This window comes from Bradyrhizobium sp. AC87j1, from assembly GCF_002936975.1.
Classification (GTDB): Bacteria; Pseudomonadota; Alphaproteobacteria; order Rhizobiales; family Xanthobacteraceae; genus Bradyrhizobium; species Bradyrhizobium shewense.
The window spans coordinates 12,813-29,625 of sequence record NZ_PTFE01000058.1; the positions used below are offsets into that span (position 1 = coordinate 12,813).

Annotated in this window: 25 protein-coding genes; 16 read left to right on the forward strand and 9 right to left on the reverse strand. The window is 65.0% G+C overall.

All coding sequences use genetic code 11. The features are described 5' to 3' along the window. Positions 1-8 precede the first annotated feature (8 nt). Complete coding sequence (locus tag CV770_RS25940) at positions 9-191, forward strand: hypothetical protein (protein WP_091956918.1); 183 nt, start codon at positions 9-11, stop codon at positions 189-191. A gap of 10 nt (positions 192-201) precedes the next feature. Here the strand turns inward: CV770_RS25940 and CV770_RS25945 are convergent, their stop codons facing one another. Further along, entirely contained in the window at positions 202-636 is a 435-nt protein-coding gene (locus tag CV770_RS25945; RefSeq protein WP_091956917.1) for a COG4315 family predicted lipoprotein, read from the reverse strand. A 120-nt stretch (positions 637-756) separates the two neighbouring features. Beyond that, positions 757-1,221 carry a MarR family winged helix-turn-helix transcriptional regulator gene (locus tag CV770_RS25950; RefSeq protein ID WP_028144898.1) on the reverse strand — a complete coding sequence of 155 codons (465 nt, stop codon included), beginning with the start codon at positions 1,219-1,221 and terminating at the stop codon, positions 757-759. Positions 1,222-1,322: 101 nt separating this feature from the next. Between CV770_RS25950 and CV770_RS25955 the strand changes: the two genes are divergently transcribed. The 5 genes from CV770_RS25955 to CV770_RS25975 all read left to right on the forward strand — a co-directional run bounded on the left by CV770_RS25955 (position 1,323) and on the right by CV770_RS25975 (position 5,717). Then, complete coding sequence (locus CV770_RS25955; protein WP_104464372.1) at positions 1,323-3,245, forward strand: FAD-binding monooxygenase; 1,923 nt, start codon at positions 1,323-1,325, stop codon at positions 3,243-3,245. A 149-nt stretch (positions 3,246-3,394) separates the two neighbouring features. Beyond that, the gene (locus CV770_RS25960; RefSeq protein ID WP_104464373.1) at positions 3,395-4,411 is read left to right on the forward strand and encodes an SH3 domain-containing protein; all 1,017 of its coding nucleotides are present in this window, start codon (positions 3,395-3,397) and stop codon (positions 4,409-4,411) included. Positions 4,412-4,572: 161 nt separating this feature from the next. Then, positions 4,573-4,851, forward strand: a complete 279-nt coding sequence (locus tag CV770_RS25965) for a hypothetical protein (protein WP_104464374.1) — start codon at positions 4,573-4,575, stop codon at positions 4,849-4,851. Positions 4,852-5,118: 267 nt separating this feature from the next. After that, a complete protein-coding gene (locus tag CV770_RS25970; RefSeq protein WP_201760046.1) occupies positions 5,119-5,325 on the forward strand; it encodes a hypothetical protein in 207 nt (68 codons plus the stop codon). Positions 5,326-5,396: 71 nt separating this feature from the next. After that, entirely contained in the window at positions 5,397-5,717 is a 321-nt protein-coding gene (locus tag CV770_RS25975; RefSeq protein WP_104464398.1) for a hypothetical protein, read from the forward strand. Positions 5,718-5,731: 14 nt separating this feature from the next. Here CV770_RS25975 and CV770_RS25980 read toward each other — a convergent pair whose 3' ends face one another. The 3 genes from CV770_RS25980 to CV770_RS25990 form a co-directional block, all read right to left on the reverse strand. Continuing rightward, positions 5,732-6,301 carry a TetR/AcrR family transcriptional regulator gene (locus CV770_RS25980; protein WP_091956913.1) on the reverse strand — a complete coding sequence of 190 codons (570 nt, stop codon included), beginning with the start codon at positions 6,299-6,301 and terminating at the stop codon, positions 5,732-5,734. Then, positions 6,301-6,645: a DMT family transporter gene (locus tag CV770_RS25985; RefSeq protein WP_091956991.1), complete on the reverse strand. Its 345-nt coding sequence runs from the start codon at positions 6,643-6,645 to the stop codon at positions 6,301-6,303. Before CV770_RS25985 ends, CV770_RS25980 begins: the two co-directional genes overlap by 1 nt. A gap of 190 nt (positions 6,646-6,835) precedes the next feature. Further along, complete coding sequence (locus tag CV770_RS25990; RefSeq protein ID WP_104464375.1) at positions 6,836-7,501, reverse strand: O-methyltransferase; 666 nt, start codon at positions 7,499-7,501, stop codon at positions 6,836-6,838. A gap of 97 nt (positions 7,502-7,598) precedes the next feature. On the opposite strand from CV770_RS25990, the gene CV770_RS25995 reads away from it, so the two are divergent. Continuing rightward, positions 7,599-8,231 carry a TetR/AcrR family transcriptional regulator gene (locus CV770_RS25995; RefSeq protein WP_104464376.1) on the forward strand — a complete coding sequence of 211 codons (633 nt, stop codon included), beginning with the start codon at positions 7,599-7,601 and terminating at the stop codon, positions 8,229-8,231. Between the two features lie 79 nt (positions 8,232-8,310). Continuing rightward, positions 8,311-9,129, forward strand: a complete 819-nt coding sequence (gene pdxY, locus CV770_RS26000; protein WP_104464377.1) for a pyridoxal kinase — start codon at positions 8,311-8,313, stop codon at positions 9,127-9,129. Between the two features lie 3 nt (positions 9,130-9,132). On the opposite strand, the gene CV770_RS26005 is transcribed toward pdxY, so the two are convergent. Next, positions 9,133-10,437, reverse strand: coding sequence for a M15 family metallopeptidase domain-containing protein (locus CV770_RS26005; protein ID WP_104464378.1), 1,305 nt, complete (start codon positions 10,435-10,437; stop codon positions 9,133-9,135). Between the two features lie 333 nt (positions 10,438-10,770). Between CV770_RS26005 and CV770_RS26010 the strand changes: the two genes are divergently transcribed. The 4 genes from CV770_RS26010 (at position 10,771) to CV770_RS42755 (ending at position 12,107) form a co-directional block, all read left to right on the forward strand. Further along, the gene (locus tag CV770_RS26010) at positions 10,771-10,935 is read left to right on the forward strand and encodes a Flp family type IVb pilin (protein ID WP_028144887.1); all 165 of its coding nucleotides are present in this window, start codon (positions 10,771-10,773) and stop codon (positions 10,933-10,935) included. A gap of 114 nt (positions 10,936-11,049) precedes the next feature. Further along, the gene (locus CV770_RS26015) at positions 11,050-11,253 is read left to right on the forward strand and encodes a hypothetical protein (protein WP_091956908.1); all 204 of its coding nucleotides are present in this window, start codon (positions 11,050-11,052) and stop codon (positions 11,251-11,253) included. A 172-nt stretch (positions 11,254-11,425) separates the two neighbouring features. Next, positions 11,426-11,674: a hypothetical protein gene (locus tag CV770_RS26020; protein WP_104464379.1), complete on the forward strand. Its 249-nt coding sequence runs from the start codon at positions 11,426-11,428 to the stop codon at positions 11,672-11,674. Between the two features lie 286 nt (positions 11,675-11,960). Beyond that, on the forward strand, positions 11,961-12,107 hold the full coding sequence (locus CV770_RS42755) for a hypothetical protein (RefSeq protein ID WP_162832230.1): 147 nt from the start codon (positions 11,961-11,963) through the stop codon (positions 12,105-12,107). An 18-nt stretch (positions 12,108-12,125) separates the two neighbouring features. Here the strand turns inward: CV770_RS42755 and CV770_RS26025 are convergent, their stop codons facing one another. Continuing rightward, on the reverse strand, positions 12,126-12,686 hold the full coding sequence (locus tag CV770_RS26025) for a bifunctional transcriptional activator/DNA repair enzyme AdaA (protein ID WP_104464399.1): 561 nt from the start codon (positions 12,684-12,686) through the stop codon (positions 12,126-12,128). A 125-nt stretch (positions 12,687-12,811) separates the two neighbouring features. Here CV770_RS26025 and CV770_RS26030 point away from each other — a divergent pair, with 125 nt between their 5' ends. Together CV770_RS26030 and CV770_RS26035 are read left to right on the forward strand one after the other, a co-directional pair. Then, the gene (locus CV770_RS26030) at positions 12,812-13,228 is read left to right on the forward strand and encodes a nuclear transport factor 2 family protein (protein ID WP_104464380.1); all 417 of its coding nucleotides are present in this window, start codon (positions 12,812-12,814) and stop codon (positions 13,226-13,228) included. Positions 13,229-13,314: 86 nt separating this feature from the next. After that, positions 13,315-14,235, forward strand: a complete 921-nt coding sequence (locus tag CV770_RS26035; RefSeq protein ID WP_091956906.1) for a DMT family transporter — start codon at positions 13,315-13,317, stop codon at positions 14,233-14,235. 6 nt (positions 14,236-14,241) lie between these two features. Here CV770_RS26035 and CV770_RS26040 read toward each other — a convergent pair whose 3' ends face one another. Together CV770_RS26040 and CV770_RS42760 are read right to left on the reverse strand one after the other, a co-directional pair. Next, on the reverse strand, positions 14,242-14,592 hold the full coding sequence (locus CV770_RS26040) for a zinc ribbon domain-containing protein YjdM (protein ID WP_018322971.1): 351 nt from the start codon (positions 14,590-14,592) through the stop codon (positions 14,242-14,244). Positions 14,593-14,718: 126 nt separating this feature from the next. Continuing rightward, on the reverse strand, positions 14,719-14,892 hold the full coding sequence (locus tag CV770_RS42760; protein WP_201760044.1) for a hypothetical protein: 174 nt from the start codon (positions 14,890-14,892) through the stop codon (positions 14,719-14,721). 377 nt (positions 14,893-15,269) lie between these two features. On the opposite strand from CV770_RS42760, the gene CV770_RS26050 reads away from it, so the two are divergent. Beyond that, entirely contained in the window at positions 15,270-15,917 is a 648-nt protein-coding gene (locus tag CV770_RS26050; RefSeq protein ID WP_104464382.1) for a cell envelope biogenesis protein TolA, read from the forward strand. A 347-nt stretch (positions 15,918-16,264) separates the two neighbouring features. Continuing rightward, entirely contained in the window at positions 16,265-16,741 is a 477-nt protein-coding gene (locus CV770_RS43445; RefSeq protein WP_245453863.1) for an HdeA/HdeB family chaperone, read from the forward strand. The last annotated feature ends 72 nt before the right edge of the window (positions 16,742-16,813 follow it).

Below are 16,813 nucleotides of genomic sequence, written 5' to 3' on the forward strand. Positions count from 1 at the left end.
ACGGAGACATGAAAGAGCTTGCGGCGCTTGGCGCGGGATTGGCAATCGCGGCCGTGGCGGTGCTCTGGTTCGCGACCGGGCCCGTGGTGGTGAATGCCGAGATCAAGCCGCTTCAGCCGAGCGCAGATATGCCGGCCTTCAGGCCCGTTCCAACCGAACTGGCCGGCCCGACCGGCCGCGACAACCGGTGACGATCTCGCTCTAATTCTCAGGCCGCGCGATGCGCCATTGCAGCGTGGTGGCGGTGCCGTTGGCTTCACCTGGCGTCTTGTCGGCGGGGGAGGTGTAGAGCGGGCGATAGCGGTACGCCCACATCCTGCTGCCGTCGTTGCGGCTGATCACGGTGAAGTCGCCGACCGCCTTGGCGTCGGCCGTCGCGGCGAGCGGCACCCAGCTCTCGGTGCATTTGCCGTTGCAGTTCGACGTCTTTCCCGTGGTGTCGCGCTCGTAAGTGTAGAGCGTCATGCCCTTGAGATCGACGAGCTTGGGACCCTGCTTGGTCAGGACCACCTTCGCCGGTGCGGTCGTCGCCTCGGGCTTGGGCGGAGGAGGGGCATCGCCGCCGCCATGGCCATTTGCGAGCGCATGCCCGGTCGAGAGCCCGATGGCCGCTGCCGCAATGAGGAACCTGAACATCCTGATCTCCCGACCGGCAAAGTTAATCGCGCGTTAAGCGCAGAATGTTGCCGACCGTAACAGCCGAAGGTTAGTTCCTGGTTTCGCAGGCCTGCGACAATTACGTACAAAAATACCGGATCATGCCTGCAGATCGCGGAGCGGCGCGCGGCTCAGATCGTTGCCGGCGGCAATCGCCTTGCGCAGCAGCCGCATCAGATCCTCGCCCTCTTTCGCACTGAGGCCACGCAGCAGGATACGCTGGGCCGATTCCACGGCCGGGGTGATCTTGCGCAGCGTGCGCCGGCCCTCGTCGGTGATCTCGAGTTCGCGGGCGCGGCGATCGCGGCTGGAAGCGCGGCGTTCGGCCAGTCCCTTCTGCACGAGGCGGTCGATCACGCCGGTGATGGTGGTGCGGTCATAGGCGATCAGCCCTGCAAGCGTCACCTGGTCGAGCCCCGGATTGGCCTTGATGGTCGCAAGCGCGGCGTATTGCACCGGCGTGAGATCGAAGCCGGCATCCTCGACCTCGGCCAGGAATACCGCGACGGCGATCTGCTGGAACCGGCGCGCCAAGTGCCCGGGCATGTCGTTGTTGTCTTTCACCGAATTCTCCTCGGGGGCAGGACGGCGTACGATCGTTGACAAGTATACTGATAGTCAGCATACTGAGCAATATCAAAACAGAGGGTTGACGGGAGAGGCTCATGCAATTCCATCTGAATGGATTTCAGCCGGGCGACCCTGACATCGCCGACCCCGCCGAGCGCGTTCAGGCCCCGGGCGCGGCGGGCGCCGTGCCTGGCGAGGTCGATGTCCTCATCGTCGGCTGTGGCCCTGCCGGCCTCACGCTCGCCGCCCAGCTCGCGCAATTTCCTGACATCAAGACCTGCATCGTCGAGCAGAAGCCGGATCGCTTGCTGGTCGGTCAGGCCGACGGTATCGCCTGCCGCACCATGGAAATGTTTCACGCCTACGGCTTCAGCGAGCGCGTGCTGAAGGAGGCCTATTGGGTCAACGAGACGACGTTCTGGAAGCCGGACGAGCGCCAGCCCGAGACCATCGTCCGCAGCGGAAGGGTGCAGGACGTCGAGGACGGCCTGTCCGAATTCCCGCATGTCATCCTCAACCAGGCGCGCATCCATGACGGCTTTCTCGACGTGATGCGGAAATCGCCGGCCAAGCTCGAGCCTCATTACAGCCGCCGCCTGCTCGACCTCGAGGTCGATCCGGCTGCAGGTCCAGCCGACCATGCCGTGACCGTGCGCCTCGAACGCGTCGATGCCGGAGGCGAGGGCAAGGTCGAGACGATCAAGGCGCGCTATGTCGTCGGCTGCGATGGCGCGCGCAGCACCGTGCGCAAGTCGATCGGGCGCGAGCTGCACGGCGATTCCGCCAACCACGCCTGGGGCGTGATGGACGTGCTGGCGGTGACCGATTTTCCGGACATCCGCTTCAAGTCGCTGATCCAATCGGCGAAGGACGGCAGCCTGCTGATCATTCCGCGCGAAGGCGGCTACATGGTCCGCATCTATGTCGAGCTCGCCAAGCTCGATGTCGGCGAGCGCGTCGCCAGCCGCAACATCACCGCCGATGACGTGATTGCGAAAGCGCAGCGGATCCTGAAGCCCCACACGCTCGACGTGAAGGAGATCGCCTGGTGGTCGGTCTACGAGATCGGCCAGCGTCTCGCCGACAAGTTCGACGACGTGCCGGAGGCCGAGATCGCAACGCGCCTGCCGCGCATCTTCATCGCCGGCGATGCCTGCCATACCCATAGTCCGAAGGCAGGGCAGGGCATGAACGTCTCGATGCAGGACGCCTTCAATCTGGGCTGGAAGCTTGCCGCCGTCCTCCGGAAGCAGTGCGCCCCGAGCCTGCTGCATTCCTATTCGGCGGAGCGTCAGGCGGTTGCGAAAGAGCTGATCGATTTCGATCGCGAGTGGGCGGGGATTTTGGCTTCGTCAGCAAAAGCGGGCGGCGCCGATGCTGCCAAGACGCAGGACTATTTTGTCAGGCATGGCCGCTACACCGCGGGCACGGCGACACATTACGCGCCGTCGCTTCTTACCGGCGCAGGCTCGCATCAGCATCTCGCAGAGGGATTCATCATCGGCAAGCGCTTCCACTCGGCGCCCGTGATCCGACTTGCGGACGCAAAGCCGATGCATTTGGGTCATGCCGCGCAGGCCGACGGTCGTTTTCGGATCTACGCGTTCTCGCCTGCTGAGAACCCAGCTGCCTCGGACTCGGCCATTCGTCGCTTGTGCAATTTTCTCGCCGAGTCCCGGGAATCGCCGATCCGGCGATATACGTCCAGAAATCTCGACATCGACAGCGTAATCGATCTGCGCGCAGTGTTTCAGCAGGATCATCGAGAGCTCGCGATCGAGGCAATGCCGCCCATGTTGCTCCCAAGCAAGGGCGGTTATGGCTTGTATGATTACGAGAAAATGTTCTGTCCGGACCTCAAGAGCGGCCACGACGTCTTTGCGATGCGCGGCATCGATCGGAAGACGGGCTGCACGGTTGTGGTGCGGCCCGACCAGTATGTCGCAAGCGTACTGCCGCTCGATGACTATGCCGGACTCGCGTCCTACTTCGACGGGTTCATGTTGCGGATCAAGTGACGGTCGAGCTGCGTCTGCGCCTGTCGATGAACGGCGGATGAATATTGAACCGCGTCCTGCACCGCGCTTCAATCTTTCGACGGATACGGCGACTCACACGGAACGCCTGTTCCGCTGGCGCGTTCCGCCTCTCAAAGGAGGAATGCGCCATGAAGTTCAGAACCGCTTTAGTTGTAACATTTTTGCTGGTCCCAACAGCCGCATTGGCCGCGCCGGGCATCGTCACCGTCTCGACCGGCCTGCGCGCCGGGCCGGGTTCAGGCTTTCCCCTGGTCGATCGCGTCCCCGGGGGCGCCCGCGTCAACATCCATGGCTGCCTGCGCGGCAATGCCTGGTGCGACGTCAGCTTCTCCGATGATCGCGGCTGGGTGTCGTCGCAATATCTCGAATATCTCTATCGCAATCACTACGTCTATCTCCCCGACTATGTCGACGAGATCGACGTGCCCGTCGTTCCCTTCGTGCTGACCTCGTATTGGTCGAGTTACTATGGGGGACGTCCCTGGTATCGACGCCACGCCTATTGGAATAATTACTGGACCTCGCATCAGAGCGTCGCGACGCGGATGACGATCGATCCGCGCGCGGCCCGAATTGGCCGCGCGGCAACGCGCGACGCGGCGATCGCGCTCGAACGCAGCGGTGTGCGCGGCAAGGGAGCCGCCGCGATCTCAACACGTGACGCCGCGACTACACAGCGCGATGCGGCGATCGCGAAGCGCGACGCCACGATCGCGAGGCGCGACGCTGCGAACGCCAAGCGCGGCGCTGCGGTTACACCCGACCGGGCCCGCGTTGGACCAAGTGAGCGCATCGCGCATGAGCGGACCAATGTGCAGGCCCGCAATCCGCGTGATGCACAAGCCCGCATGATGCGCGAGCAGGCCGCGACCCGCGCTCCGGTGCGTTCGCAGCCGATGGCCCGCGCGCACGAAGCGCCGCGTGCGTCGGCCGCGCCTTCAGTGCGTCCCGCGACGCCGCATGTCGCCCAGCCAAGCGTGGGCCATGGTTCGCCGATGAATGCCCGTGCGCAGATGCCGGCGCGGCGCGCGGCCGCGCCTGCCATGCCGCACGGGGGCGGGGGCGGTGCTCCGCATATCAATGCCGCCCCGCGTGGTGGCGGCGCCCCGGCGGGCGGCCCCGCTGGCGGACATCAGAAGCACTAGCTTTGCAAAGAAAAGCCCGGCCCTGATGCCGGGCTTTTTCTTTGCCGTGTCGAGGCCTTTACAATTTAAGACAGATATTCGCGGGCAGATTTCATCGATCGTAACATGTCTACCCAAAGCTGTAAGCATCCACTCGGGGCAGCGGGGCACGGGAGGATGATATGAGACAGAGCCAGGCGGAGACGCGCCGCCAAAGTGTCGCGAAGCGTTCGATGACGAAGGAGGCCAAACAGCTGACCGGCCTGATTGCCGGGCTGCGCGAATCCCTCGAAGGGATCCACAAGGAACGGACGAGCACAAAGCTCACCGGCGCCGAGATGGGCATGCTCGACGAGCGTCGCAACAACCTGCTGCTCACCATCGCAGCGCTCGACGACCGCCTCTCCGCGGTGCAGGGGCTGATCGATCTCGGCCGACCCCACATCATCCGCGTGCACTAGCGGGGGCTCGGCCATGGGACGATCGGTTCCGTTGCAGCCGTGACGGGCCGCCCCCGGCGGTCGATCGGGCACGCCATGGTCCAGCATGGCTGGTAGACGGCTCCGTCGTCGCAGGGGGAAACCTGCGATGGGTTGGAATCGCATCCCAGCGGGGTACGGCTCGACGCCGGTCGCTGGCCGATCATCGGCCGCCTTGCCTGCGGATGGCACCAAATTGCCACGCTCCCGGCGAATTGCCGCCAAAGCCCGCTGCCACGAGGAGGCCGGGTGCAGGGCGACGCAAGGGGATGCGAATTGGCCTACAAAATGATCGCAGAACGCGACAACGAGAAGTACAGTTTCGCCCGAGAGAGCCGGCTGCTCATCGTGGCGAAGGCGAAGGTGTGGGCGAGCGAGGGGTGGCGGGTCGTCATCACCGACCAGGACGGCAAGGCCTACGAACCGCCGGAGTTCGATCAGCTGTCGGCGGCGTGACCGAAGGGCGGGCGAGAGGACGGCATTTGAGATCGCTGTTTCGATCGGGGCGCGACCGGATCGTGTTCGTGATGACCGTTGCAGCCGCCGCTGTTCTGACGGTGACGGTCGCCGCCGCGCAAAATCTCGACGCCGGCAAGCCGCCCGCAAAGCTCTTCGCTGAGGGCTGTGTGACCTGCCATCGCAGTCCGCGCGGCCTTGCCAAGGGTCGCTTCAGCCTGACGCTGTCCTGGTTTCTCAGGGATCATTACGCGACAAGCTCGGACTCGGCCAAGGCGCTCGCGGCGTATCTTGAGTCAGTCGATACTCCGCCACCGCGCGCTGCTACCAAGCCCGCCAAGAAGCCCGCGCGATCCGCATCGCGTCCGCCCAAGCCGGTGCAGAGCCAGTAGGACGTGCGGGGCTGCTATCTGCGCCGATAGGTCTGCGCGAGCAGCCGTGCGTGCACGGCGCGTAGCTCGGCGCTCATCCGCGTCTGTCCCGTCGTGACATAGGAGAGCCATGCGCCGTCGGCGGCGAGGCGCACGATTTGCAGATCGGGCGCGTCGTCGGTCGTGCGATGACGCTTAAGGCGCGCCTTGATCCAGTCGTTCCAGAGCCGGCGCAGCGGCGGATCGGTGACGACGACCATGCTCAACGCCGCCCATGGGGTCGCGAAGCCGAAGGCCTTGCCGGTGAACACGGCATTCACATAGGCCCGCGTGAAGCTGCCGTTTGGTTTCGGGTCGGCTTCAATCGCGGCGTCGATCTCGGCATCGACGCGCGCGAGCAGGTCGGCAAACAGGCCCTCGATCAGCGCCTGCTTGCTGCCAAAATGGTGAAACAGCCCGCCCTTGGTGACGCCGGCTGCGACTGCGACCGCCTGCACCGTGACGCCGGCGACGCCGTGGTCCATGGCGATCGCCGCGGCACAGTCGAGCAGGGCGCGCCGGACCTGCACCGGCTGCTTGGCGCGGGTGTAGCGGCTTTCCGCCATCAATGCACACTGGCCTGCGAGAACAGGTTGATGACCACGACCCCGGATACGATCAACGCGATGCCGACGAAGGCCGCGGCGTCCAGCATCTGGCGGAACAGCACGAAGGAGACGGTCGCCGTCAGGATGATGCCGACCCCGCCCCAGATCGCATAGGCGATGCTCAAGGGGATGACGCGGATCGCCACCGACAGCGCATAGAACGAGGCGACATAGAACAGCACCATCGCCAGCGTCGGCCACGGCCGGGTGAACTGCGCGGATTGCTGCAGGAAGGCGGACGCCGTGACCTCGAGAATGATGGCGAGGGCGAGCGCTGCGTAGGCATTGAAGGCGGAGGTCATGATCAACTCCGGCGCGGGGGCGATAAGAAAGATACCGCGCGGTAGGTATGTTTAGCACGCCGGGCGCGGCTTTGGCCAGAACGAGGTATCACGTGTGAGTGACGAGGCTGCGACACCCGTGACGCAGCATGGAGCCGCCGCGTGGTGAATAGCGCGGCGGCTCCAAAATTTCGTGGCGTTTCGACCGGTGTCAGCTGATCCGCACGGAGAGTTCGACGTCTTCGGCGAAGGGCGTGGACATGTAGCCGCTGCCGGGCGCGCGCACCCGCGCCAGATAGTCCGGGCTGTCGTCGGCATTGTCGGCGACGATGATCGCACCCGGTCCGAGATGGTCTTCCAGCAGATCAAGGATCTCCGGATAGAGCGCCTTGGCGCCGTCGAGCAGCACGAGGTCGATCGCATCGGGCAGATCGGCGCTGAGCGTCTTCAGCGCGTCGCCTTCACGGATTTCGACTAGATCGATCAAGCCGCCGGCGATGAGGTTTTCCCTTGCCCGCGCCGCCTTGGACGGCTCGAACTCGCTGGTGATGAGGTGGCCGCCGCCATTGTCGCGCAGGCCTGCGGCAGGGTGCAGCGTCGAGATGCCGAACGACGTGCCGAACTCGACGATCACCCTGGCGCGGGAACTGCGTGCCAGCATGTAGAGCAGTTGGCCTGTCTCGCGCGAGACCGCGAGCGGTGCGTCCTTCAGGCGTCCGTAGAGGTCGCGATACTCGGTCTTGCTGCGCATCAAGCGCGCCCGGTCTGCGTCGGACAAATCTGCGACGGCGGCGCGCGTTGCGCCGTTTGCTGCCTCGGCCGCGTCGAATAGGCGGTCCAGCAGCGGCGCAAGCGATGTGATGGTCGGGGTGGTCATTCGAGGTCTCCAGAGTTGGCGAAGAAACGCGCGCTTGCGTGCCGAGTGAAATACGACTAATTCGTCGCATTTCCTATTCGCATTGCCTGAGTGAGCCATGGCCGAGCGTCGAAGCCGTTCAATTTCCTCACGAAAGCAGCCGCAACAGGCCCGCTCCAGCGAGCTTGTCGCGGCCATTCTCGATGCCGCTGTTCAGGTCCTGGCGAAGGAGGGCGCGCAGCGTTTCACCACGGCGCGGGTGGCGGAGCGGGCCGGGGTGAGCGTCGGCTCGCTCTACCAATATTTTCCGAACAAGGCCGCGATCCTGTTCCGTCTCCAGAGCGACGAGTGGCGGCGCACGAGTGATCTCTTGCGCGATATCCTCGAGGAGCGGGCGAAGCCGCCGCCGGTGCGGCTGCGCGCGCTGGTCCACGCCTTCATTCTGTCCGAGTGCGAGGAGGCTGCGATCCGCGGCGCGCTCAGCGATGCGGCGCCGCTCTATCGCGACGCGCCCGAGGCGCAGGACGCGCGAGCCGCCGGTGAGGGGATCATCGCGGCGTTCATGCGGGAAGCGCTGCCGAAAGCCTCGGAGGCGACCCGTGCGCTCGCCAGCGAGCTCATCAAGACGACGCTGAGCGAGGTCGGCAAGCGGTTTTCGGAGACGCCGCGCAGCGAGGCCGAGATCGCGCGTCATGCCGACGGGCTGGCCGACATGTTCTGCGCTTACCTCGGCGAGCTGGCGCGACGCTGAAGTGCGGGCGGCGCGTGCTCGCGGGGCGGAGACGGGCTACACTTGCATCGCCCGTCGTTTGTCCCTACGGACCTCTTTCATGCTCGTCATCTCCATTCAAAGCCAGGTGGTCCACGGCCATGTCGGCAACAGCGCGGCCGCCTATGCCATCCAGGCGGAGGGCGTGAACGTTGCGGCGGTGCCGACGACGCTGCTGTCCAACCATCCGCGCTATCCGAGTCTGCGCGGGCGGGTGCTGGAGACCGAGCTCATTGCCGATCTTCTGACGGGTGTGGAGGAGCGCGGGCTGGTTGACGAAGCGGCCGTGCTGGTGACGGGCTATCTCGGCTCGCCGGGCAACGCTGCCGTTATCGCCGATTTCGTCGAGCGGGGGCTCGCGCGGAATTCGAAGCTCGTCTATCTCTGCGATCCCGTGATCGGCGACGATGGCCGCGTTTATGTCGCCGACGGCATTTTGGACGTTGTCCGGCACCGACTGCTGCCGGCCGCAAATCTGGCGACGCCGAACCAGTTCGAGCTCGAGCTGCTCTCAGGTCTCACGATCGCGGATGCGCAGGGCCTGCGCGCGGCGTGTACAGCGTTGGCGGGGACCGGCCGCATCGAAGTCGTCGCCACCGGCTGCACGCTCACCGAAACGCCCGAAGGGCAGGTGGAGACGATCCTTTGCGCCGACGGGCAATTGTCGCGCTTTGCGACGCTGCGCCTGCCGATCCGCCCCTACGGCACCGGTGATCTCCTCACGGGCCTGATCGCCGCGCATCTGGCCAAGGGCGAGGCGACGGGGGCCGCCGTGCGGCTTGCGGTCGAGACCATCTTTGCGGTGCTGGTGCGCACGCAGGACGCCGGCACGGCCGAGATGCGGCTCGTGCCGCTGCCGACGCCGGGACACCAGCCGTAGGCCTCAGGTCGCGCGCTTGCCGGTCGATTGCGCCGACTTCTGCGGCTTGGCCGGACTCTTCTGCTCGCGCGCGGCCTGTGCCTTTTGGGCCTTTGATGGCTTGGCGTTCGCAACAGTCCGCGTCTTCTTCGGTTTGGCGCTGGCGACTTCCTTGCGCTCGCTCGTGCCACGCTTTGAGATGTATTCGGCGCCGTCGACCGGGCCGACATGCGGCGGATCGCGGCCGAGATAGGGCCGGCCGATGCCGTAGGCCTTGCCGTTGGCGTCGACCCACTTCCACAGAATTTCCGTCGAGACCCAGCGCTGGGCGCGGTTATTGCCCTGGGTGCTGACAATATCCGCCGCCATGCCATGGCCGTAGCCGCCGCGCGTGCTGCCGCCGTGATAGGAGCGGTCGGAGGCGGCCTTCAGGCCGCTCGCGATCGACTGGCGATAATCGTCACGGAACGCGCTGGTGATGCCGGGCGAGAGGCCGGCGGCTTCCGCGGCGAGCAGCGTGCGGAACAGTTTCCGCTTGAAGCTCTTGTCCATGCCGCCGATGACGTAGTCCATCATCGACATGCCGGCGTGCTCGGCCGCCTTCGGATCCTTCCAGGTGAAATCCTGGTCGACCAGCTTGGTGAAGCTGCGCATCACCGTGACCGTCTTGCCCTTGCGCTTGACAGTGACGGCGCGGCGCTCCTGGACCTTGATCGAGTCCTCTTTTGCGGTGCGCTGATAGAGCGCCCAGAGGTAGCGGTCGATGCAGGCATCCATGACGAAGCATTCGTCGAGCACGGCGACGGTGTCGGCCGGCGGCGATGCCTTGCTCGCAGGCGTGACGGGGCCGCTCGCGATCGCCGCGGGGGACAGCGCGTCTGTCGTCACGATCTCGGTGGGATCGGCGGATGCGAGCTTGACGGGCGCCGGCGCTGCAACTGGGGCAGCCTCGCTGATGACGGGCTCTGGTTCAGGCGATGTCTGCGGCGCGGGCGGCGTCTCGGTCGGAAGGATCAGCGCCGGATCGGCCGAGGCGAGCTTGATGGCGGGAGGCTCGGGCACCGTTTCAGTGATCGTCGGGGCTGGTGCCGCAGCGACGGCAGCCGCGATGTCGGCGGTCAAGGCGATGCCGTCCTCGATCGTCGCAGCGTGCGGGACGTCGGCGAGGTCGAGCCGGCTGAGATCTTTCGCGCGCGACACGGCAGCCGCATTGGCGCCGCTGTTCTCGATGAGGGCAGGGGCATAGGCGGAGAGGGAAAGTGCCAGCCAGCCGGCGAGAACGGCCGAGGGGCACGCGACCGCCACCAGAAGAGACCGCCGATCGTTCATGATCCCTGCCTCCAAACGGTTCTGTTCGGACACGCTTTGTCGGAACAGTCATGATGCAAAAACAGTCTTGCACGGAAAGGCACGCAGCGCCTCGATTGTTCGGAGGACCGTGTGGCGACGCAATGGCGTAATTCGGCGAAATCGGGCTTTTCGCGGAGGTGTTGCCAAGCTGCAACGCGGGTTCCCACTGCGGTTTTCAACGGAATCGCCAGCAAATGCGGCGTTCATTGTCGTCAACTTGAAGCGATCGAATTCACTCAATCTTGGATTGTGCTCGTGCATTTCTCGCCTGCCGGCCGTTCCGGCAGAGTTGGGAAGGACACGATTGTGAAGTTGAAATGCAAATGGGCTGAATTCGTCGCCGATGAATCCGGCGCCACCGCGATCGAATACGGCCTGATCGCAGCCGGCATCGCGCTTGCGATCATCGAGATCATCTATGCGCTCGGCACCAATCTCGTCGCAAAGCTGCAAGCGCTGGCGACCGCGTTGAAATAGGGCGTCGTGCCACGGCATCGATGGCGGAGTGTGGGGCGGGCATCATCCGCTTGATGAGGGCGTCTTGCCGATGCGTTGCGGCAACTTTGTTGCGGCTGGCGCGTTTGGTCGGCCATGACGCATTCCTCGCTTCGTCCCATGGACGCCTTCGATCCCACCGAGCCCGCCATTCTGCACGATCGCATCACGGACACGATCATCACCTGGACCGCTGACCAGGCCGACGATTACCGCCAGGCCAGCCGCCCGGGCGAGGACGGAACCGTGGCCTGGAAGGCCTATCTCTTCGATGGCTGGGGCAATGTGCTCGGTGGCTGAGCACCGTCCATAAAACCGTCATGTCGCGGCCGGCGGTGATTCGGCCAACGCGTTGTACGCATTAAACATATCGCCATGCACAGCACGCGCTGTTGCAATGCAACAAAGCATGTCGCAACGCAGCAAAACGCGCCTAAATATGCTCCGACTCTTCCACTCAGGAGCATCACCAATGAACAAGAAGACTCTGTCGATCGCCGCCGCCATCCTGACGATCGCTGGCAGCACCGCGGCTTTCGCCGCCGAACTGCCGACTTACGAGACCAATGGATTTCCGGTCTCGCCCTTGCAGGTTCGCGTCCTCGGCGCCGCGCATGTCGAGCAGCAGACCGCTGCGCCGACCACGCTGGCCTCGGTCCACCAGGCGAAGGTGCTCAGCCCTCGCAAGGTGAAGACCGCGACCGTGGGCGTGGCCCACTAAACTGACATCGTGAACGGCAGATGGGTTCCGCGGAGAGGCGGGACCCATCTGCAACACGTGATCGAAATCGACGCTGCTCGCGCATCGTGCAAATGTCTCGGCACGATGAATTGACACCGATGCGCTGATTGAGAATCCGGCCGCGAACAAGTTCGCGTGAATGTGCCGGTGATGTATGCCCGTTCATAACGGGCTTGATCCTTTTAACAGTTGCTTTGCACGTCGCGTTGCTTGATGCGGCCGCCGCATTGTTGCGGCCAATTTTGAAATCATAATGGAGGCCATTATGCCCGTTGCGCAGAAAGTCGTTGCCGCCACCACGTCGCCGCGTGCGTTCATTCTCAAGCAGACAGCTTTGTTCGCCGCCGCCGCTTTGTTCGTGTTCGTGCTGAGCCTGACCTACGGCCTCGATCTCAGCCCCGGATTTTTCTGAGCGACTTCCAGCGGCGCGCTAAGCTCTCCGCGCGCGCAGGCTTGACGGCGAGCGGCCGTAGAGTTCGGCGAAGGCGGCGTTGAATCTGCGCAGGCTGCCGAAGCCGGCCTGGAATGCGATATCGGTCATGCTGTCGTCGCAGGCGTCGAGCAGGCGCTTGGCGCGCTGGACGTGTAGCGTCCTGGCGAGCTGCTGCGGCGTGGCGCCGACGTGGCGCTCGAACAGGCGCGCCAGATGACGCGACGAGATGCCGAGCCGCATCGCCAGATCGACCACCGAGCCTTCGTCGAGCGCGCCGTCATCGATCAACTTGATGGCCCGCGCCACCGTGGAGCGCGTGCCGTTCCAGGCCGGGCAGAACGGCGCGGTCTCGGGTCGGCAGCGCAGGCAGGGCCGGAAGCCGGCGGCTTCGGCCGCCGCCGCCGTCGGATAATAGGCGACGTTGCGCGTCAGCGGATGCTTGGCCGGACAGACCGGGCGGCAATAGATGCCCGTGGTCTTCACCGCCGTGAAGAATCGGCCGTCATAACGGGGATCGCGGCGCAGGCGCGCGGCGTTGCAGACATCGAAGCTCAGCATGGCCGGATCATAACGCATGACGGCAGCGGCGGAAGGGCTGCGGGATGACCGAGTCCGATTGTGGCGAGCTGCAAGGCGCATCGCGGCCTAGAAGGCGACCCTCAAAGAGAACGAGGGAGAGCATCATGTCCAGCCCGAAAGATATCGTCCTGAACGCGTGGAAGATCTTTTCGTCGCGCGATGCCGAGCGCATCGCCGCATTGTTCACCGACGATGCCGAATGGATCGCGCCGAAGGGCAATGCCAGCGCCGTCGCGCTCGATCACACCGACCACATGGTGGGACCGCATCAGATCGCGCGTTTCATCGCGCAGGAGATGCACAGGATGTTCTCGAACATCGATATCGCGTTCCGCGGCGTCTACGCCGACGGCGACGTCGTGATCGTGGAGGAACGGATGCGCGCCACATTGGCCGGCGGCAAGCCCTACGAGAACGACTATTGCTTCGTGTTCACCGTGGCGGGCGACCGGATCCGGCAGGTGCGGGAATACATGGATACGCGCAAGGGATGGCGGATGGTCTTCGAACAGGAGGCGTGATGCGTGGGCCCCACAATCACCGCTGCGTGCCAGCCCTGCAGCCGCGTGGGTTGAGCCGATTTACACGCTGACATAAGGCTTGTTCCATGGATCAGCGGACGAGCGGCGCCGACGCTCTATCTCAGAACAAGGATGCGGCGCCGGCACTGGTCGGCGTAACTTGCGGCCTTGCCGCGGCGCTGTTCTGGGCGCTCGGCTTTGCCGCCACGCGGCATGGCCTCAAGCTCGGCTTCACGCCGGTCGATCTCCTGGTGCATCGCTATGTCTGGTCGGGGATCGCGTTCCTGCCGCTGGTGTTCCGGGCCGGCATTTCCGATCTCTGCGGTATCGGCTGGAGCAGGGGCCTTGTGCTGATGGTGCTCGGCGGCCCCGTGATGTCGCTGATCTCCTACACCGGCTTTCTGTTCGTGCCGCTCGGCCATGGCAGCGTGATCCAGCCCTCCTGCGCGACGCTCGGCGGCCTGCTGCTCGCGGCGGTGGTGCTGAAGGAGCACATCTCCGCCTCGCGCCTTGCCGGCGCCGTCGTCATCGTCGGCGGGCTCGGTGTGATCGGCGCGGAATCGATCGGCCATATCGGGGCCGACGGCGTGCTCGGCGATTTGATCTTCGTGCTCACCGGATTGATGTTCGCCGGCTTCGGCGCAGCTCTGCGCCACTGGCGCGTCTCGGCCGTGTCGGCCGCGCTGGTCATCAACGTGCTGTCGCTGCTGCTGCTGCCGGTCTACATCGCAACCGTCGGCCTCGCCCATGTTGCGGCGATCGGCGTGACCGAGAATGCGATCCAGGCGCTGGCGCAGGGCGTGCTCGCGGGCCCCGCCGCGCTCTATCTCTACGCCGTCTCGGTCCAGCGCCTCGGCGTTGCCCGCGCCGCGGTGTTTCCGGCCTGCGTGCCGGCGCTGACGCTGCTCACCGGCTGGCTGCTACTCGGCGAGCCGCCGACGATGCTGCAGGCCGCGGGGCTGGTGACGGTGCTGTGCGGGTTCTATCTGGCGCAGCGGCAAAGCTAGCGCGAGCTACGCCTTCTTCACGAACTCCGACTTCAGGTTCATCGCGCCGATGCCGTCGATCTTGCAGGCGATGTTGTGGCCGTCGCTGGCGTCCTGCAGGCGGATGTTGCGCACCTTGGTGCCGCCCTTGACCACCGAGGAGGAGCCCTTGATCTTGAGATCCTTGATCACGATGACGCTGTCGCCGTCAGCGAGCACATTGCCGTTGGCATCGCGCACGCCCGCGTCCTGCGCGGTGTCCGCCGCCGCCTCCGCCGCACCGCTCCACTCATGGCCGCATTCCGGGCAGACCCAGAGATCGCGGTCCTGATAGGCGTGCTCGGAGCTGCAGGCGGGGCATTTCATCGTGTCGGTCATGGCAAGTCTCGTTGAACCCTTCTCTCGTCTCACGCTTCGTTCGCGGCGCGACCGTAGGGGCAGGATCGCGGAAAGCAAGGGAAAGCTGCCGCCGGCCTGCAACCGCCAGCGCCTGCCGGTGCGATATCACCGAAACAGCGCGACGAAGATCACGTAGAACCAGCCCAGGATGCCGTGGATGATCGCCCACAGTATCGAATGGTTGTTGGTGTAGGAGATCGCGATGGCGAGCGCCGAGCCGAAGCCGACGCCGTATTTCGCGCCCTCGACGCGGACGCCGTAATGGCGATTGCCGTTCATGGTGATGCCTCCGTGAGTCGTTGACGGGCGCGAGCCTATGCGGTTGCCGCGATCCTGGCGACCGGCTTGATCCATGAGGCAATGTCGCCCTTGCGACTTGAGCTGCCTCAACGCCTCCGACATATCGAATCGCGAAAACAACCCCATGCACAGTAGAGGCGGCCTTGATAAGGCTTGTGTTTCGGTTCTACCGAATAATGTTCTGATGCGTCGGGCAAAACAGTGGCATGATGCGATGGTGCCGCTCGTCCGCGAGGAGTGCGCAGCCGGATGGAGCGCAAGCGTCATCCGGGATTTCACCCTTCCGAGACAAGACCCGGATTGCGCTTTGCTCCATCCGGGCTACGCTGCGTCCGCAGTCGAGATTACGGGACCACATGCCAGCAAAGCCGAAAAGGAAGCTGAAGACCTACCAGACCTCGCTCGGCTTCTACGACCAGGCCATCGCCGCGCCTTCGATGAAGGCGGCGCTCGAGGCCTGGGGCGCCAGCTCCAATCTGTTTCATCAGGGCGCGGCGAAGGAGACTGACGATCCCGATATCGTCGCGGCGACCATGGCCAAGCCAGGTGTCGTGCTCAGGCGCCCCGTGGGATCGGACGGGCCGTTCACCGAAAGCGCCGAGCTGCCCACCGATCTCGTCGATGACGACGCCAGGCCCAGACGCAAGGCCAACAGCAAGACGCGATCGACGAAGCGTCCGGCCAAGGCCGCCAACAAATCATCCGGCAAGATCGACGATAAGGCCGCCCGCAAGGCCGCTGCGGCATTCGAGAAGGAAGAGCGGCGGCGCGATGCCGAGCGCCGCAAGGAGGAGGCTGCCCGCGCCAAGGCGCGCGCCCGCCGCGACAAGGCGGTCGCCATCGCGGAAGCGGCGCTGGACAAGGCGAGGCGGCAGCACGACGCGAAGGCGGGGGAGATCGACGCCGAGCGGGCCGCGCTCGACGAACGCGCCGCGGCGGAGGAGGCGCGCTGGGACAAGCAGCGCATGAAGCTGCAGGAGGCGTTGCGCCGCGCGCGGGAGTAGCGGCGCGAAGGCGCTTGACCGACGTGCCGCCGCGGCGGCGAGATCGCGGTTCCATCCCTATATGAACGGAACGCTCCTATAGGTTCTCCATGCCCGAAAAGTCCCCGAAATCTGCAAGTCCGATGATCGTGCGACCGCGCCGCGCGGCCCCGGTCCTGGTGTGCCGGAAGTGCCTTGAGCGCAGCAATGAGGGCCGCGACGTCAGGCGCGCACTGAAATCCGAACTGAAGGCGAAGAAGCGCGACGGCACCAAGCCGGCCAAGCTGATTTCGACCGGATGCTTCGGCCTTTGCCTGAAGCAAGCGGTCGTGGTTGCGAGTGGCGCCAGCCTGGCGCGACAGGAATACGTGCTGGTTACCGACCGCGACCAAATCCCGCGGGCGCTCGCGCTGTTGAACGATGAACGCGGCGGCCGATTTTTCAGCCGATGCTGCGAGGGGCTGCGCGACAGGTCGGCAGCCGTTGATCTGGATCAACGGCCCTTCGCGCGATCATCGGACCTTGGCGCGTCATTGGAGGAAAATGTGATGGTCCCGTTCAGAGCCGCTGCAGCCGCGCTGCTTGCCGCAACGCTGATGGCCTCGCAGGCCGAGGCCCAGGTGATGGTCGACGTGTCGAAGATCACGTGCGATCAATACATCACCCAGCGCATCACCCACACTCGTAGCGTTAACATCTGGCTGAGCGGCTTCTATGCGGGGCGGCGCAACAATCCGGTGCTCGATACACAGCAGCTGGAGCGGAATGGGAACAAGCTGTCGCGCTTCTGCGAGTCCAACCGCGACATGCTGCTGCTCGACGCCGTGGGCGCATTGAAGAACTAGGTGACGCATCCTTTACCATAGCAGCTGGTCCCGGCCGGACCGCGCCAAGTTTAGGGATAGCGGAAAAATTCT

What these genes read in the sequence shown, in the direction of transcription:
- CV770_RS42760 (WP_201760044.1), bottom strand. Translation starts at nt 14,892, where the DNA reads ATGAACGGCAATCGCCATTACGGCGTCCGCGTCGAGGGCGCGAAATAC.
- CV770_RS25945 (WP_091956917.1), bottom strand. Translation starts at nt 636, where the DNA reads ATGTTCAGGTTCCTCATTGCGGCAGCGGCCATCGGGCTCTCGACCGGG.
- CV770_RS26020 (WP_104464379.1), top strand. Translation starts at nt 11,426, where the DNA reads ATGAACAAGAAGACTCTGTCGATCGCCGCCGCCATCCTGACGATCGCT.
- CV770_RS26015 (WP_091956908.1), top strand. Translation starts at nt 11,050, where the DNA reads ATGACGCATTCCTCGCTTCGTCCCATGGACGCCTTCGATCCCACCGAG.
- CV770_RS25960 (WP_104464373.1), top strand. Translation starts at nt 3,395, where the DNA reads ATGAAGTTCAGAACCGCTTTAGTTGTAACATTTTTGCTGGTCCCAACA.
- CV770_RS26040 (WP_018322971.1), bottom strand. Translation starts at nt 14,592, where the DNA reads ATGACCGACACGATGAAATGCCCCGCCTGCAGCTCCGAGCACGCCTAT.
- CV770_RS25965 (WP_104464374.1), top strand. Translation starts at nt 4,573, where the DNA reads ATGAGACAGAGCCAGGCGGAGACGCGCCGCCAAAGTGTCGCGAAGCGT.
- CV770_RS25980 (WP_091956913.1), bottom strand. Translation starts at nt 6,301, where the DNA reads ATGGCGGAAAGCCGCTACACCCGCGCCAAGCAGCCGGTGCAGGTCCGG.
- CV770_RS25940 (WP_091956918.1), top strand. Translation starts at nt 9, where the DNA reads ATGAAAGAGCTTGCGGCGCTTGGCGCGGGATTGGCAATCGCGGCCGTG.
- CV770_RS26025 (WP_104464399.1), bottom strand. Translation starts at nt 12,686, where the DNA reads ATGCTGAGCTTCGATGTCTGCAACGCCGCGCGCCTGCGCCGCGATCCC.
- CV770_RS26050 (WP_104464382.1), top strand. Translation starts at nt 15,270, where the DNA reads ATGCCAGCAAAGCCGAAAAGGAAGCTGAAGACCTACCAGACCTCGCTC.
- CV770_RS26005 (WP_104464378.1), bottom strand. Translation starts at nt 10,437, where the DNA reads ATGAACGATCGGCGGTCTCTTCTGGTGGCGGTCGCGTGCCCCTCGGCC.
- CV770_RS26035 (WP_091956906.1), top strand. Translation starts at nt 13,315, where the DNA reads ATGGATCAGCGGACGAGCGGCGCCGACGCTCTATCTCAGAACAAGGAT.
- CV770_RS42755 (WP_162832230.1), top strand. Translation starts at nt 11,961, where the DNA reads ATGCCCGTTGCGCAGAAAGTCGTTGCCGCCACCACGTCGCCGCGTGCG.
- pdxY (WP_104464377.1), top strand. Translation starts at nt 8,311, where the DNA reads ATGCTCGTCATCTCCATTCAAAGCCAGGTGGTCCACGGCCATGTCGGC.
- CV770_RS25955 (WP_104464372.1), top strand. Translation starts at nt 1,323, where the DNA reads ATGCAATTCCATCTGAATGGATTTCAGCCGGGCGACCCTGACATCGCC.
- CV770_RS25985 (WP_091956991.1), bottom strand. Translation starts at nt 6,645, where the DNA reads ATGACCTCCGCCTTCAATGCCTACGCAGCGCTCGCCCTCGCCATCATT.
- CV770_RS25995 (WP_104464376.1), top strand. Translation starts at nt 7,599, where the DNA reads ATGGCCGAGCGTCGAAGCCGTTCAATTTCCTCACGAAAGCAGCCGCAA.
- CV770_RS26030 (WP_104464380.1), top strand. Translation starts at nt 12,812, where the DNA reads ATGTCCAGCCCGAAAGATATCGTCCTGAACGCGTGGAAGATCTTTTCG.
- CV770_RS25990 (WP_104464375.1), bottom strand. Translation starts at nt 7,501, where the DNA reads ATGACCACCCCGACCATCACATCGCTTGCGCCGCTGCTGGACCGCCTA.
- CV770_RS25975 (WP_104464398.1), top strand. Translation starts at nt 5,397, where the DNA reads ATGACCGTTGCAGCCGCCGCTGTTCTGACGGTGACGGTCGCCGCCGCG.